This window comes from Natrarchaeobius oligotrophus (genome assembly GCF_003841465.1).
Lineage (GTDB): Archaea > Halobacteriota > Halobacteria > Halobacteriales > Natrialbaceae > Natrarchaeobius > Natrarchaeobius oligotrophus.
This window is the reverse complement of sequence record NZ_REFZ01000010.1, coordinates 53,194-69,158: the sequence shown is the minus strand read 5'-3', so window position 1 is coordinate 69,158 and position 15,965 is coordinate 53,194. Positions and strand designations below refer to the sequence as shown.

12 protein-coding genes and 1 pseudogene are annotated in these 15,965 nt (G+C 63.0%); 5 read left to right on the top strand and 8 right to left on the bottom strand.

What is annotated here, in order from left to right; all coding sequences use genetic code 11:
* Positions 1 to 158: 158 nt before the first annotated feature.
* The 7 genes from EA472_RS14685 to EA472_RS14655 form a co-directional block, all read right to left on the bottom strand.
* Positions 159 to 1,253 carry an ABC transporter ATP-binding protein gene (locus tag EA472_RS14685; RefSeq protein WP_124192272.1) on the bottom strand — a complete coding sequence of 365 codons (1,095 nt, stop codon included), beginning with the start codon at positions 1,251 to 1,253 and terminating at the stop codon, positions 159 to 161.
* Positions 1,250 to 2,320: an ABC transporter ATP-binding protein gene (locus EA472_RS14680; RefSeq protein ID WP_124192271.1), complete on the bottom strand. Its 1,071-nt coding sequence runs from the start codon at positions 2,318 to 2,320 to the stop codon at positions 1,250 to 1,252. The genes EA472_RS14685 and EA472_RS14680 overlap by 4 nt, the downstream gene beginning before the upstream one ends.
* Positions 2,317 to 3,477 (bottom strand): ABC transporter permease, encoded by a 1,161-nt coding sequence (locus EA472_RS14675; protein ID WP_243637856.1) that lies wholly within the window; start codon positions 3,475 to 3,477, stop codon positions 2,317 to 2,319. The genes EA472_RS14680 and EA472_RS14675 overlap by 4 nt, the downstream gene beginning before the upstream one ends.
* Positions 3,458 to 4,465, bottom strand: coding sequence for an ABC transporter permease (locus tag EA472_RS14670; RefSeq protein ID WP_124192270.1), 1,008 nt, complete (start codon positions 4,463 to 4,465; stop codon positions 3,458 to 3,460). The genes EA472_RS14675 and EA472_RS14670 overlap by 20 nt, the downstream gene beginning before the upstream one ends.
* A gap of 72 nt (positions 4,466 to 4,537) precedes the next feature.
* Complete coding sequence (locus tag EA472_RS14665) at positions 4,538 to 6,361, bottom strand: ABC transporter substrate-binding protein (RefSeq protein ID WP_165874906.1); 1,824 nt, start codon at positions 6,359 to 6,361, stop codon at positions 4,538 to 4,540.
* 108 nt (positions 6,362 to 6,469) lie between these two features.
* Positions 6,470 to 7,387, bottom strand: a complete 918-nt coding sequence (locus EA472_RS14660) for a HEAT repeat domain-containing protein (RefSeq protein WP_124192268.1) — start codon at positions 7,385 to 7,387, stop codon at positions 6,470 to 6,472.
* A gap of 225 nt (positions 7,388 to 7,612) precedes the next feature.
* Positions 7,613 to 7,840: a hypothetical protein gene (locus EA472_RS14655; RefSeq protein ID WP_124192267.1), complete on the bottom strand. Its 228-nt coding sequence runs from the start codon at positions 7,838 to 7,840 to the stop codon at positions 7,613 to 7,615.
* Positions 7,841 to 8,063: 223 nt separating this feature from the next.
* Here EA472_RS14655 and EA472_RS14650 point away from each other — a divergent pair, with 223 nt between their 5' ends.
* The gene (locus EA472_RS14650; protein ID WP_124192266.1) at positions 8,064 to 10,535 is read left to right on the top strand and encodes a methyl-accepting chemotaxis protein; all 2,472 of its coding nucleotides are present in this window, start codon (positions 8,064 to 8,066) and stop codon (positions 10,533 to 10,535) included.
* Between the two features lie 78 nt (positions 10,536 to 10,613).
* On the opposite strand, the gene EA472_RS14645 is transcribed toward EA472_RS14650, so the two are convergent.
* Entirely contained in the window at positions 10,614 to 11,825 is a 1,212-nt protein-coding gene (locus tag EA472_RS14645) for an aminotransferase class V-fold PLP-dependent enzyme (RefSeq protein ID WP_124192265.1), read from the bottom strand.
* Positions 11,826 to 12,408: 583 nt separating this feature from the next.
* Between EA472_RS14645 and EA472_RS14640 the strand changes: the two are divergent.
* From EA472_RS14640 to EA472_RS14625, 4 genes and pseudogenes are all read left to right on the top strand, one after another.
* Positions 12,409 to 12,870, top strand: a pseudogene (locus EA472_RS14640) (helix-turn-helix domain-containing protein); the annotation flags it as partial.
* A 590-nt stretch (positions 12,871 to 13,460) separates the two neighbouring features.
* Positions 13,461 to 14,348, top strand: coding sequence for a ParA family protein (locus EA472_RS14635; protein WP_124192264.1), 888 nt, complete (start codon positions 13,461 to 13,463; stop codon positions 14,346 to 14,348).
* On the top strand, positions 14,345 to 14,728 hold the full coding sequence (locus EA472_RS14630; protein WP_124192263.1) for a hypothetical protein: 384 nt from the start codon (positions 14,345 to 14,347) through the stop codon (positions 14,726 to 14,728). The genes EA472_RS14635 and EA472_RS14630 overlap by 4 nt, the downstream gene beginning before the upstream one ends.
* Positions 14,729 to 15,150: 422 nt before the next feature.
* Positions 15,151 to 15,840, top strand: a complete 690-nt coding sequence (locus EA472_RS14625; protein ID WP_124192262.1) for a lipoate--protein ligase family protein — start codon at positions 15,151 to 15,153, stop codon at positions 15,838 to 15,840.
* Positions 15,841 to 15,965: the final 125 nt, after the last annotated feature.

Here is a 15,965-nt window from a genome sequence, read left to right as displayed (position 1 = left end):
GGTTACGAATCGGTCGGCAAACGGCGAGGGAAGTCGTGGCCAACGACGAGCGAACCCGAACGGAACGACCGCGGTCGCTCGAGGGAACCGTCGCTCGGGGTCGACGAAAACGGTAGCGGTCGGATGCAGTCGAACCGAAACTGCTCCGAAGCGATCGGCTACGTGGAGTGTGCTTCGGTCGGTCGCTGGTCGTCCGGCTCGTCCGAAACGGGTGGGCTCGACCAGTACTCGTGTGCGTCGTCCACGCGGAAACAGCGCACGCGGTGGCTCGCCCCGTTGGCGTACGACGCGGGCGATTGCTGCGTACACGCCTCCCGGGCTTCGGGACAGCGCGTGTGGAACCGACAGCCCGACGGCGGGTTCTTCGGATCGGGAATGTCGATCTTTCGGACCGGCGGCGCTTCCGTCTCGCCGGTCGTGCGCAGATCCGGCGTCGCCCATCGGAGCACCTTCGTGTAGGGGTGTTGGGGGTCGTTGATGATCTGTTCCGGCGGACCGACTTCGATCAGTTCACCCAGATACATGACGCCGATGCGTCCGCCGGCGTGGGAGGCGATGTACCGCGCGTTCGAGAGGTCGTGGGAGACGAAGACGAACGACGTGTTGAACTGCTCCTGGAGATCCAACATGAGATCCATCATGTCGACGCGAAGCGAGACGTCGAGTGCGCTGATGGCCTCGTCGGCCAGGATCAGATCGGGATCCATCAACAGCGCCCGGATCAACGCGACGCGCTGTTTCTCTCCACCGGAAAGCTGGTGTGGATACCGACCCGCGTAGTCCGCGGCCGGCGTCATGCCGACCTCCTCGAGCATCCGGACGATCTCGCGGCGACGGTCGCCGGAGCTCATGTTCGGCTGCCACTTCTTCAGCGGTGCCTCGAGCGTTCCCAGCACCTTTCGGTTGGGGTTCAGCGAGCTACCGGGATCCTGGTGGATGATCTGGAGCGAGCGTCGGATCTCCTCGTAGGGGATGTCGACGTCGCCAGTGCCGTCTTTGGCGTCCCAGATGTCCTGGCCGCGGTATTTGACGCTGCCGCCGGTCGGACGCTGGAGTCCGATCGTGGTCTTTCCGAGCGTCGTCTTCCCGCACCCGGATTCGCCGACCAGGGCGACGACGTCCTTCTCGCCGATGTCGAGCGAGACGCCGTCGACCGCGCGAACGACGTCCGGGTCGCTGAAATCGAGTAGCCCTTGCTCTTCTTCGAAGTGGACTTCGGCGTTCTCGAGAGAAACGAGCGGTTCGTCGGTCATCGGTCTCCCTCCATGTTTGCGAGGTGGTTGAGCGGAATTTCGTCGGCGGCGTCCTCCCAGTGGTGGCAGTCGACGACGTGATCGCCGTCGACGGGCCGACTGTCCGGATCCTGCGCGACGCAGCGGTCGGTGGCGAGCGAACACCGCGGGTGGTACGAACAGCCCGCGGGGACGTTCACCGGATCCGGCGCGGAGCCGGCGATCGGTCGCATCTCCTCGAGCGGCGCGTCCAGGTTCGGCGTCGAATTGAGCAGCGCGCGCGTGTACGGGTGGCCCGCGTCGTGGAGGATGTCCTGGGTCGGCCCCTGTTCGATCAGTTCGAAGGCGTACATCACGGCCAGTCGATCGGCCAGTTCCGCGACCAGCGGCAGGTCGTGGGTGATAAACACCATCGTCAGATCGTACTTCGCTTTCAGATCCTCGAGCAGCGAGATGATCGATCGCTGCATGAGCAGGTCCAACGCAGCAGTCGGCTCGTCCATCACGAGCACGTTCGGCTGGAGGACGACGGAGAGCGCGATCAGAGTGCGCTGTTGCATCCCGCCACTGAGTTCGTGGGGATAGGAGTCGAGGACGCGGTCGGGATCGAGATACAGATCCGAGAGGAGTTCTCGGGCCCGATCCATTCCCTCGCCGAGGGAGTAGTTGTGGGCCTCGAGGGTCTCCTCGAAGTGTGTCCTGATCTTCATCGTCGGATTGAACGAACTCATCGCGCCCTGGAAGACCATCGCGATCTCCTCCCAGCGCAGCTGTCGGAGCTCGTGGTCGGAAAGAGCGAGCACGTCGATGGGGTCGCCATCCTCCGGATAATAGGTGATCTCGCCGGAGAGCACCCCCGGATCGACGACGGCGTCGAGCATCGAGGAGGCGAGCATGGACTTGCCGCTGCCGCTCTCGCCGACGATACCGAGGATTTCGCCGCGTTCGATCTCGAGGCTTACGTCGTCGAGCACTCGCGAGACGCCGCGGTCCATCTCGAAGACGACCTCGGCGTTGCGGATCTCGACGATTGGATCCGACGCACTGTGCGCCCGTTCGTCAGCTGCTGTCGTTTCGTGGGTACTCATAGTGCACCACCTCCGGTCGTGATCTCCTCGTCGTCTTTCGATTTGGTGGTGCCGCTACCGCGGGCACGAACGCGCGGGTTGAACAGTCGATCGGTCCCCTGCGAGAACAGGATCAACCCGAACGAGAGTCCGACGACGAAGACCATCGGGACGAACAGGAGGTGTGAGACCTCGGGGATGATCAGCGCGTTGTTCTCGTAGCCGATGTTCATCATCACGCCCCAGTTTTCGATCGTCTGGACGGAGATGACCCCGAGGAAGTACAGCGCGACGCTGTCGTAGATGACCCGTCGCGCCATGCTGGTGAAGTTGATCAGGATGTACGGCATCAGATTCGGCAGGATGTCCTTTCTGATGATCGTCGGCGTGCCGATTCCCATCGTCCGTGAGGCCTCCACGTAGGAGTGTTCGCGGATCGTCAGCACCTGGGAGTGGATCGTCCGTGCGAGTCCGGCCCAGGCGTTGATCACGATGATGATCCCGATCAGGTACGGACTGCTGGGATCGATGAGGACGATGAGGACGATCACCAGCGGGAGACCGGGGATCGTCATCAGCACGTCCGAAAGGGTCATGAGCGAGCGCTCGGTGACGCCGCCTTTGTAGCCGGCGACGGTGCCGACGACCGTCGCGACGGCGGTCGCGAACACCGCACCGGCGAGGATCATCTGCAACATCCGCGGCGTCGCGTGGATCATCGCCGCCAGCAGGTCGCGACCGATCATGTCCGTCCCCAGCGGGTAGCTCCAGTCCTGGAAGGGCGCGAGTCGGATGGGCCCGTCCCCGCGAGCCGGCTCGATGATCGTGATCCGATCGAGGAACAACAGCTCCGAGGCCGAGACCCAGGCGACCACACCCAGCAACAGATACAGCGAGATGATGCTCAAGCCGACTTTCGTTCGCCAGTCGCTCCAGGCGATCACGAACGGCTCGTAGATCGACTCGTAGAACACCTCCGAGAGACGCTGTCCCGTCGTGACTTCGGTGAACTCCGAGTCGGCGAACATCTGTCCGTCGCCGGCGCTCTGGCCGCCGTCGGTTCGATACTCGCCGTCGGCGTCGTCGCGATCGAACAGCGTCGATCCCTCGAATCGGGACCGACGGCCGTCCGTTCCCGACTCGTCGTCGGACGGTGCGTCAGTAGGATTCACTTTCATCACCCGATTTGATCCGCGGATCGAGCCAGCCGTAGGTCGCGTCGGCGATCCACAGCGACACGACGACGGCGATCGTGACGATCAGGAACGTTCCCATCATGAGGTAGATGTCGTTGTGTTCGATCGACCGGAACATCAGCCATCCCATTCCGCGGTACTGGAAGATCTCCTCGAGGATGATCGCCCCGCCGAACATGAATCCGATCGAGATCAACAGGGTCGTCCACATCGGGAGGATCGCGTTCCGTCCGACGTATCGGATGGCGATGCGCCGATCCGGAATGCCCCGAAGTTTGGCGACGCGGATGTACTCCTCTCCGAGCGTCTGAATGCTGTTTCCGCGCATCGTCAGCGCGATGATCCCGAAGCCGGTGATCACGAACGAAACGGTCGGCAACGTCGCGTGATAGAGCGCATCCAGGACGAAGTGCACCGACAGTCCCGGCTCCGTCGCATCCGAGTGGGTACCTCGCGCCGGGAAGACGCTCAGCCGGTAGCCCAGTACCGCGATCAGCAACACGGCCGCAACGTAGTATGGAATCGAGTTGAAGAAGATCGAGACGCCGGTCAGTGCGGTGTCGAAGCGCGATCCCTCCTTGTACGCCATGAGCGCACCCAGGCCGAGTCCGAGCGCGAACATCAACAGCATGCTCAGCGACATGATGAGGATCGTCCACGGCAGCACCGACGCGATCTCGGGTGCGACGTCGCCCTGTCTGAACGTCGAGTAGCCGAGGTCGCCCTGCAGCACGCTCGTTAGATACTCCCAGTAGGCGACGTGGATCGGATCGTCGTAGCTGGCCGGTATCCGCGCCTCGATCAACCGCTCGAGCGCCGCCTGCGACATACTCGGATTGTGACGCTGGGCCTGATCCCGGATCCGGGAACCCGGATCACCCGGCAACCCTCTGATGAGGGCGAACGTGATCGTAATCACCGCCCAGATGGTAAACAGCGCCTGTCCTGTGCGTTTGACCCACCAGTTCATGGAACCGTCATCCAACGCGTGAAATGATAATCGGAAATCGACATATGTGCGCTATCTGTGCGTTCGTCTCCGTTACTCGGTTGCCCAGAGGTTGCCCTGTTTGGGTAGCCAGTGAAGCGGCCACTGGTTGTGAACGTCCCCCTCGTCGGTCGAGAAGCCCCAGCCGTCGGTGGAAAGGAACGACTGTTCCAGTCCCTCGGTGAGCGGAACGGCCGGAAGGACCTCGTTGTACAGTTCGGCGAGTTCCTGTGCGATCTCGCGCATCTCGTCTTCGTCCTGGGTGGCGGCGAACGCGTCGAGGCGTTCGTGGGTGTCGATTCCGTCGATCTCCTGTGGCAGGTTGTTCCAGGGCCGATTTTCGGGTTCCGCGAAGTCCGTGTTTCGGAAGACGTGGTCGAGCGAGAAGTACGGCCAGAAGCCGTTCATGCCGCCCGGAATCCAGCCCTCGACGACGATCTCGAAGTCGCCGGCCGGCAGCCGTTCGCCCGTGACCTCCGGACGCGGCGTCGGCGAGAGCGAGACGTCGATACCGAAGCCGGTGAGATCGTCGACCGCGGAGTCCGCCGCCGTGATCCAGTCGGTCCAGCCCGCCGGCGCGAGGATGTCCGCCTCGAGCGGCTCACCGTCGAGTTCCCAGACGTCGTCGTCGTTGCGCTCGTAGCCGGCGTCCTGTAGCAAGTCCGCCGCGACGTCCTCGCCGCCGGTGTAGGTGTCGAGTTCGTTCGCGTCGATCCACTCGTCGACGAGCGACGTCGAGATTCCCGACGGGGTTTCGATGTGAGCCTGCGTCGTGTCCCCGACGGCGTCGACGGCTCGCTGTCGATCGACGACGTGGGCGACGGCCTGGCGAACCTCGCGCTGGCCCCAGTGTGGGTCGTCGTGGTTGAAGATGAGCCCCGGTCCGAATCCCATCGGCGTCGGGATCATGTGCCAGTGTTCGAACTGGTCGACGGTCTCCGGTGGGACGAAGACGCTGTGCATCGCGTCGAGTTCCCCCGACATCATGCTCTGGTGATACTCGGTGTTGCCCGAGCGGTATCCCATCTCGTAGCCGGCGAAGTTGATGTTCTCGTCGGCGTCGGGGTGGGGCTCGATCTCCCGTCCGTCGATCTCGACGCCGGAGTGGCGCACGCGGTAGGAGATGTTCTGAGCCCCGCGTTCGTCCTGGACGACCGTCCCGCCGGCGATCACGTCGTCGACGTCGTCGTCCCCGCCCAGACCCCTGGGAGTGAACGACTGGATGTTCCCGATGTCGGGATCGTCCATGTCGACGAACTCCCCCCACATCTGCCGGGGAGTGTCGATGTGGTGGTGCAACAGCGACTGTTCGACGATGAACGGGTTCGTTCCCTCGGAGTACCGCACTTCGAGGGTCGTATCGTCGACCGCCTCGTAGTCGTCGATGAAATCGTGTAGCTCCTCGCCCATCTCCTCGCCGATACGGAGACGATCCTCGAGGTCGTCGGCCGTGATCGGTTCGCCGTCGCTCCAGACGAGATCGTCCCGGAGCTCGACGGTGAACGTCTCGGGGCCCGCATCCCAGTCGACGGCCGCATGCGGCGTCCACTCCTGTGTAATGTAGTTCCACTTCGCAAGCTCCGGAAACAGCGAGTTGTTGATGTGGGTCGTCCCGTCCCACAGGTGGTTGTTGTACTGAATGTCTTCCGGATCGAAAAACGAGTTCGCGGTCCTGAGACGAGCCTCGGAGAAGTCCGGCGCGTCTTCCCGCGACCCCATCCCGTTTCCGTTCCCGTTCCCAGCACCGTTTCCGTTGTCGTCCGTCTCCCCACCGGAACACCCCGCGAGAGCCGCAGCTCCCGCGATTCCGGTAAGTTCGACGAACTTCCGTCGGGAGACTATCTCACTGTAGCCTCCATGCGATTGGCTGTCAACCATACACCTCCCTGGTTGATTTGTCATTATATAAAATTTCCCATTTGTTATTCGACAGGACGAGACGTAGCGGTTCAGACAGCGAGACCGGCGAACCCGTCGCGATCCGAGTCACTCGGTCTCCGCGAGCCAGTCGGCAGTTTCACGTGCGAACTCCGCGACGGCCTCGTCGTCGTCGCTCTCGGCCACCGCTCGCAGCGAATCGACTGCGTCGGCCGCTCCGGCGAACCCGAGCGTCCGGATCGCTCGAGCGCGAACCGTGGGGTCGTCGTCCTCGAGCAGCGCGACGGTCCGATCGATCGGCAACTCGACGGTCGAGAGGTCGGCCTCCGCGACGTGTCCGAACACGTCGACGAGCGCCTCCCGAACCGACGGCTCGGCCGCCTCGAGTTCGTCAGCGATCTCCTCGAGTCGGTCGGCGAGCGCGTCGGGCCGAACGTTCGCGACGTGAACGAGGAGGTGCGCGAGGATCTCGCGGCACGCGATCGATCGGCCCCTGTCCGCTTCGCGCGCCTTCTCTCTCGTTTTGATCCGGTCCGGGGAAAGGTTCTCTTCGCGAACCGCCTCGGTTCGAATCGGCGTGACGACCGGTTCCGCAACGAGGCGGTCGACGAGTACGTCCGCGCGCTCGACGAAGAACTCGGGATACGGCTCCGCGAGCGGAACGAGCGCGGACGCTGCCCTGAATCGGTAGCCTGGTGACGGATCGTCGAGGTGATCGACGATCGTCGGGGCGACCGGTCGAACCGCGTCCGGATGGGACTCGCCGAGCAGCGAGAGGGCCATCATCGCGGTACTCGAAGCCACGGGATACGGGTCGTCGACCCGTGCACGGATCACACCGGCGATCGGCCGCAGTCGATCGGGTTCGTCGTCGGCGATCAGCGTCGCCGCTCGCAACGCGTCGTGGCGAACGTGACCGTCGTCGGCCTCGAGCAGCGGTTCGATCGCCGAGACGTCGACGCGATCCGGCTCGGTGCGCGCTCGTTCGAGGAGTTCGCGCGATCTGGACTCGAGATCGGTGCTCATTACGTGTCACCATCGACGGAACCCCCATATACTTTGTTCGTCTCGTGTGGACTGTCGTTCGTCAGGACCGATGCAACTGATAGTGAGTATCGTAGCCGGTTGGAGGGTTCGAAGTCCGTCCCTCGACACCGCGTCTCGGTTCGCTACTGGGAACCTCTGCACTCCCACGAGACACCCTCTGAAGACGTATCCCGGCCCACCGGTGAGTCAGCACGGCGATTCGTCTCACGCCAGATGTCGCTTACAGCCCCACAGCGTGATCCCCGTCAGTGCAAGCAGCGAACCCAGGATTGCGAAATTGAGCAGGACGATCGGAAACGTTTCCGCCGACCGGTCGAGCTGGACGAACGCGAAAAGGTTCAACAGGGCGAGAACGAAGAGAACGGCGAGAACCATCACGAGCACCGAACGGTACGTACAGACGACGTTCCAGAAGCGGTCCCGGTAACTCATCGCCCTCGATCACCTCGTTCGCCCGCGCTCGATGACCGGTTCATACCGGGAGATGCCACCCCGCCTGTATAAAGGTACGCGTCGACGCACGGCCGCCCGGGACGATCGCGGGCCGAAGACGAGCGTTCGGGACGGCACAGGCGTTCGGGTCCAGTTCGGCCAACACACATATATACCGTTACCTTCCTTGTACGTTCCAGAGGACAGCTACCAAAAATAAGATATGATAGGGAACGCGTTATCTCGCCTGATTCCGTCGTTCGTCAGACGTCGGCTCGCGGCGAAGTTCGCCGTCTCCGTCCTGATCGTCCTTCTCGCGATCGGGACGGCCGGAGCGATCGGATACGTACAGGTAAACGAAACGCTCGAGGAAGACACCCGCGAGTCGCTCGAATCTTCGGCCGACCAGCAGGCGGACGCGATGAACGAGTGGGTACAGGTCCGCGCGTTCGAAGCGCGGATGGTCAGCGAGTACGAGGGCGTCCGAGCCGAAGAGCAGTCGACGATCGAAAACGCGATCGAGCCGAGACGGACGTCGCTGGACAGAAGCGGCATCCACGTTATCGATCCCGAATCGGAGGTCGTCGTCGCCAGCACGACCCTCGAGAGCGAGACGCCGTTCGACGAACTCGAGTATCCGTGGGCGCGCGCGGACATCGACGAAGAGTTCGGCGGACGGGACGACGTCTGGGTGTCGGATCAGTCCTACCAAGACCCCGGCGGCGGACAGACCCACGTCGTCGGGTTCGCCGCCGACGTGTCGGGCTCCGACCGGATCGTCGTCCTCGACGCCTCGCTCGAACTCCGCAGCCAGCGGATCGACGACGGTGTCCAGTGGACGTCGTTCGTCAACGAGGAGGGCGACCCCGTGTTGCTGGCCGACGCGGACGAGACCGGCGATTTCGATCGGGACGTGGTCGCGGCGGTCGCCGAAAGCGGCGACGGGCAGTTCGTCGAGGGCGATCCCGTTCGTGCGTACCAGCGCGTCGATCGCACCGACTGGGTCGCCGTGACGAGCGTTCCGGAGTCGCAGGCGTTCGCCGTCCAGGAAACCGTCGGCTGGAACGTGCTGTCGATCGTCGTTTCGGCGCTCGTCGCGCTCGCGTTCATCGGCGTCGTTCTCGGGCGACAGACGGTGACGCCGCTCGAGCGACTTCAGACCAAAGCGACCAGGATGGGCGAGGGCGACCTCGGCGTCGATCTGACGGCCTCTCGAACCGACGAGATCGGCCGGTTCTACGACGCCTTCGACGACATGCGTACTTCCCTGCGCGAGCAGATGCGCGAGACGGAGTCCGCTCGAGACGAGGCCGAACGCGAGCGCGAACGCGTCGCGCGAATGAACGAGGAGCTCGAGGAGACGGCGACCCAGTACAGCGCGGTGATGCAGTCGACCGCCGACGGCGATCTGACGAGTCGGATGGAGCCGACGACCGACAACGAGGCGATGATCTCGATCGCCGAGGCGTTCAACGAGATGATCGCGGAGATCGAAGCGACCGTCGACCGGCTCAACGCGTTCGCGAGCGACGTCGCGACCGCGTCCGAACAGGTGACCGCCTCGAGCGAGGAGGTCCGATCGGCGTCGGAGCAGGTCGCGGAGGCGACTCAGGAGATTTCGACCGGAGCTGAACAGCAACACGACTCCCTGCAGACGGCGAATCGGGAGATCGAACAGCTCTCGACGACGACCCAACAGATCGCCGCCTCCTCGAATCAGGTCGCGGACGTCGCGGCGCGGACTGCCGACACCGGCCGAGACGGTCAGGAGGCCGCGACCGACGCGATCGAGGGGATGGACGAGATTGAAGCCGACGTCGCCGACACCGTCGCCGAGATCCGCCAGCTCGAGGACGAAGTCCAGCAAATCGACGAGTTGATCGACCGGATCAAGGAGGTCTCCAAGCAGACGAACATGCTGGCGCTCAACGCCAACATCGAAGCGTCCCGCTCGGTCACCAACGAGGAAGACGGCGGCTTCGGCGCCGTCGCCGAGGAGTTCAAGGAACTCTCCGACGACGCCAAGCGCGCGGCACAGGAAGTCGAGCTCCGACTCGAGGCCATCCGCGAACAGACCGAGCGCTCGGCCGCCGAGGTCGAGCAAACCAGCGAGGCGGTCGATCAAGCGGGCGCTCGCGTCCAGGAAGCCGTCGACGCCCTCGAGGCTATCGCGGAGTTCGCTCGCGAGACGAACGACGGCGTCCAGGAGATTTCGGCCGCGACCGAACAGCAGGCCGCGACCACACAGGAGGTCGTCTCGATCGTCGACGAGGCCGCGACGATCAGCGAAGAGACGACCGCGGAGGCGGAGTCCGTCGCCGCCGCCGCCGAAGAGCAGACGTCAGCGATGAACGAGGTGTCTCAGTCGGCGTCAGACCTCTCGACGCAGGCGGTTCACCTCTCAGAGGCGCTCGACCGGTTCGACACCGACGCCGACGCCGGCGAGGTGGACGGCGTCGGTCCGACTGCGAACGCCGACACCGGCGCGATTACGTTCGACGACGGAAGCGCGTCCGAGACGACGGCTGGCTCCGACGCCGAATCCGAGACGGACGGCGACGAGACGGACGGCGAGCGGACAGCGGACGCGGACGGCGAACGAGCCGGCTCGACGACCCACGACGAAGACGACGCGACCGACGCGGGTCGGGATGACGAAAGCCAAGAACAGTCGTTCGAGTTCGGCGAAAAGTAGGCAATCACCTCGTTTTCACGGTTGGAACCGCTGGGAGGCCCGACGGTATCGCTGTACTCACCGGAAGCCGGCCCGCGATCACCGCTGGGTCAGATACGACTCGATCCGGTCGACGACGTACTCTCGATCGCCGTCCTCGAGACACATCGGGTTGATCGTGACGACGTCGTCGTCGAGTCGATCCGCGCCGACGAACACCCGCGGGATCTCCGATCGGAGCGCGCCGACCAGTTCCGTCGCCGAACGGGCTGCGACGTTCGGGTCGACGCGAACGACGATCTCAGAGGCGACCGAGACGTCGCTCCCGTCGAGGGTCGCGTCGACGCCCTGGATGGGGTCGATCGCCTCCACGATGTGCTCGGCGTCGCGTCGCCACTCCTCTCGGATCGCGTCGTAATCCTCCTCGAGGAAGGACTCGAGGGCGACGATGATGCCGGCGAGTTCCTCTTTTCCGACCTTGAGCGAGCGGCCGATCCCCTGACGCGGGACGCCGTCGATCTCGTCGGGGTCGACCAGCTCCTCCGGTAGCCGCCAGACGTCGTGTGCGGCGTGCATATCGAGATTCTGTAGTGCGATGGATCGAACGAGATCCCGGCGACCGGCGACGACGCCCGTCGTCTGGGGCCCCCGGATCGCCTTTCCGCCGCTGAAGACCACCAGATCCGCCCCCTCCTCGACGAACCGAGTGAGGTTCTCCGCCGGCGGCAGTTCCGCCGCGGCGTCGACGATGACGGGGACGTCGTGGTCGTGGGCGATCTCCGCGACCACCTCGAGGGGGGGTTCGGTGTAGGGTTTCTGGACGTAGCCGACCGCGGCCGTCTCGTCGGTGATCGCGCGGTCGATCTCCCAGGGTTCGACGTTCGTTGCGCCGGTGCCGAGGTGTCTGTCGTTGGTGCCGACGTCGACGATCGTCGCGCCGGCGGCCCGGAACGCGTGGTCGTAGCCGGTTCGGTGGGTCCGGGGCATGACGATCTCGTGGGGAACGCCGTCGGTGTCCGGCAGCTGAGCCATCGTCTCGAGATCGTCGCCAGCGATCGCAGCAGCACCAGAGAGAAGCAATCCCGCGTCGGCACCGCTCGTCACGTATCCCGCTTCCGAACCGGCCACCTCGGCGATGAGTTGGCTGGCTCTCGCCTGCAGATCGGAGAGTTTGACGAACTCGTTCGCGGCGCGTTCCATCGCCTCGAGTGCCTCCGGGCGAATCCGACTACCGCCGATGCGGGTTTTCGTGCCAGTCGCATTGACGACGTGCGGAACTCCTAGCTCGTCGTACACAGTGCGGTCTCCCATTTTGATACAATACAAATTCAGGACACTACATATACGTTCGGTTGATCGCAATCTCCCGTGTGTTTCGGTGTGGGAAACAATTCGGTTCGAGACGGACGCCGACGAGGAAACCGTCGACTGCTATCGGACGTCGCGACGAAACTCGTTTTTCGCGCTCACCGAAGAATTCAAGCGATTCCGGGGAGGGAGTGCACTCCCTCGAGTAGTCCTCGGGAACGGTGCCGTGCGACGGAGCCGTTTGCGGGTGTTTCTCCTGGCGAAACTTTGTTACTGAACCACAAACCATTACACCCGTACGAGTGTAATACACGGCAGTAAGTACGCAAGAAACACCTTGTTTTCTCGACATTGGCTCGTATTTTTTCGAAGGTCGAAACACTCCGACAACGGTGCTGAACGGATAGCGGAACGTTCGACCGGCGAGCTCGTTCGAGTGGCGAAACGGAGTAATCCGGACCGAGACGGACGAAATCGAGGCGGAGAAACGACAGTGAAGCGAATTCGCGACGGTCAACCGATTTCACTACGCGGTGGCCCGTCGCATTCGGTAACTCTTTTTATTTTTTGTACGTATACGTCTCCGATGGACCATCTCGACGAGATCTCCGTCGAGGAACTACAACGGACACTCGAGGAGGTCGACGGGAAAAAACCGACACAACGGTTGCTGGCGGCGATCGCGTACAAAAACGGCGTGACGCAGACGGAACTCGCCGACTGGTTCGGCGTCGAACGACGAACCATCTACAGCTGGCTCAAGCGACTCGAGTCGACGTCACTCGAGCAGGCGGTGGCCGACGCTCGACGATCCGGACGGCCCCGGAAACTCGACGACCGTCAGCGAGATCGGCTGGCGGACACGCTGTGCGAACGACCGGCGGCAGTCGGATACGACGCCGCGTCGTGGACGCCGTCGCTCGTCCAGACGTATCTCGAGGAAGCCTACGACGTGGAGTACTCCATTCCAAGCTGTCGTCGACTGATGAAAGAAGCGGGGCTAGAGTACCGTCTTCGATCGACCGAATCCGACGATGCGTCCGCCGAGTCGGCAAACGGGACGAACGGCGGCCACTGGACGTGGGTACCGCAGTGTGACCCGAGTTGACTCTCGCTGTTACATATCCGGGATAGGCCGTTTCGACGCGGGAACACTATGTTAAACATGTATTCGGATAGTGGAATATAGCTTGGCTGTAATGAAATCGCATTTCCACAGTTTAACTCGCTTTACCTCGTTGAATGTTCAAATATCATTCGAAAAAGAGTGGAATAGCTAGAATAGGGTAATGGAATGCAACGTTACTATATCGTTTAATCTAGAAATTGTAATCCCGAGAGATAATAACGCATAAAAATATGTCTGGCTCGTTTGATCGACGGCTGTTCGGGTAAACATGGTCCACAAACCAGGTGAAATAGGTAGTTCAAGTTCAATAGGTAGATTACCTTAGGTAGGTGAGCCACCTATTATAGGCAAGTGACCTGAACCACAGGCTGTAGCTCGAGCACCTTTAGTAGATACCCATCGGAGCTACGGTACAGTTAAGTAACGGACGACACGTGTAGAGACTGTCCACCGAAACTGACCTACTAGCGATAATAGGTCCCTATCGCACGTGGGCGAAGAAATCGACCATGACCGACACGAACGAACCACGCGCCGTAAGCGTCGTCATACTGAAAGGCGGCGTCGGAAAGTCGACGACGTCGATGAACCTCGCGCGCCAGCTCGCCGAGCGGGGAGAAACGTTGTTTGCCGACCTCGACCCGAACGGACACGCGACGAACGGCCTCGGATTCGAGGACGCCTACCAGGGGGACGTCAATCTGCGAAACGTCATCCTTGATGGAGACGCGACGCCGACGGATCTCATCCGGACGACCGAGTACGGCTTCGACCTCCTTCCGTCGTCGGATACGCTCGAGGACGTCGAGAACGATCTAGCCGGAGCGATGCAGGGATCCGCGCGAGTGAAATCGAAGATCGTCGACCCCCTGCTCGGTGATCGGTACCGGTACATCGTCTTCGACTGTCCGGCGTATCCGGGGATGCTCAACAACAACGCGCTGGTCGCGACGGGGAACGTGCTGATCCCGCTCGAGCCCGGCTCGAGTGCGATCGGCGGCTACAAGCGAACGATGGAGCGCCTGATCGAGCCCGCGCGCGAGTACATCGACGTCGACGTTCTCTCGGTCGTCCCGAACAAACTGTCGGACCGGATCGACCAGCAGACCGAAGACCGGGAGCTGCTCGAGAATCTCAACACGGCGACCTACGAGGTCAACGACGGCCAGGCGCTTCAGGAGGTCGTCCCCGACTTCGCTCGCATTACCGCGAACGAGTTCGACGCGATCGACGCGGGAGAAATCGACCCCCCGAAGCCGGGAATTCGACACCGGTCGGCGCTCTCGCGATCGCTGCAACACGACCAGCCGCTACAGGACTACGCACCCGACAACGACCAGATCGCCTGCTATCGAGAGCTCGCAGGGATCGTCGCAAACGGAGGAATCGATCGATGAGCGACAATCCGTTCGACGACCTCGAGGGCGACGAGACGGTCGCGGAATCGACGACCGACGGCGAGGCGACCGCGAGCGAGCGTGTCGACACGGAGCCCGACCAGCCGCAATCGGTCGAACCGGCCTCGGCCGAGCCCGATTCGCCGGCGGACGCCGGTCCCGGATTCGAGTACAGCGAGGTTCGCCAGCGGCCGCTGTACGCCCGCGGGGAGACGTGGGACGAACTCGAGGACGAACTGGGTATTCGGGTGGTTCCGTCCCTTCGTCGGTTGGGGATTCGCGACGAGGAAACGCGCGAGCTCCACGACGCGATTTTGAAGGTCGCGATCGACCACATCGACGAAGTACCCGAACGGGTTCGCGAAACGCGGACGCGGTAAACCGCTCGTTCGACGACCGCCGACACGGTATTCGACTCCCAGCTGGAGGGCCTGAGCGGATCGAAACTGACGGAACACCGTTCCCTTCTCGAGCGACGATTCGATATAGCAGTATCGGATACACGACGCCATCGCGACGGGCGTAACCGTCGGCGCGCGAGCGGTCGATCACGCCGTCGCGAGACGGCGGCGGCGACGGAGCATCCACTTGGTTAAAGGGTTCTTTACGTGTGTGAATCCACATACGACGATAGTGCAGATTTCCACCGGCTCGAGCAGTCTCGAGCCGCCTTCCGATTTGTATATTCTATATCGCGATATCGAATTTCTTCGCGGCCGGAGCGGACGACGAGGTGACCGTCGGCGGCGACGACGCTCGCGTCGGAGAAACGCTAAGAGGAGGCGATCCGTAAATCGGGAACATGCACGTCGTTCGCGGCCACGCGGCGACCCCTCACGAGGATACCGACGTGGCTACACGGTTACTCGAGCGCACCGCACAGTCCCGGGAGACGATCGTCCGCGTCTGGCAACCGCACCGCCAGGTCGCGTTCGGACGGCGCGATTCGAACGCGGTCCGCTATGAGGACGCTCGGCGGATAGCCAGAGAAAACGGATACGAGCCCGTCGAACGCCTGGTCGGCGGTCGAGCCGTCGCCTACACCGGGACGACGGTCGCGTTCGCACACTGCGTTCCGATCCGTGATCCGCGAGCGGGTCTCAGCGAGCGGTACGAGGCGGTCCGCGCGGACGTGCGCGTTGCACTTACCGAACTCGGCGTCGATACGCGACGGGGCGAGCCGAACGACTCTTTCTGTCCGGGTACGCACTCGTTGCGCGCGAACGGAAAGCTCGTCGGGATCGCACAGCGTGTGAGAGACGGTGCAGCGCTCGTTTCGGGGATCGTCGTCGTCAGCGATCACGACGAGATATCGCGCGTGCTTTCCCAGATCTACGACGCACTCGGGGTTCCCTTCGATCGCCAGTCGGTCGGAAGCCTCGCGCGTTCCGGTGGAAACAGCGATCCGGCGGCCGTGATCGACGCTTTGGAAAGCGCACTCACGGCGGGACAAACCAGATCGACCGTGACCGTGACACAGCTCCGACGCTGAGATCGATGGGGGTCATTTCGAGGAGGTCGTTCGAACGGCTCTACGCCACCCCCCCCAATAGTGGAACGCGAAACAGTTTCGATATGCTTATCTGACGATCGACCGGAGATATCGGAGTGATCAGC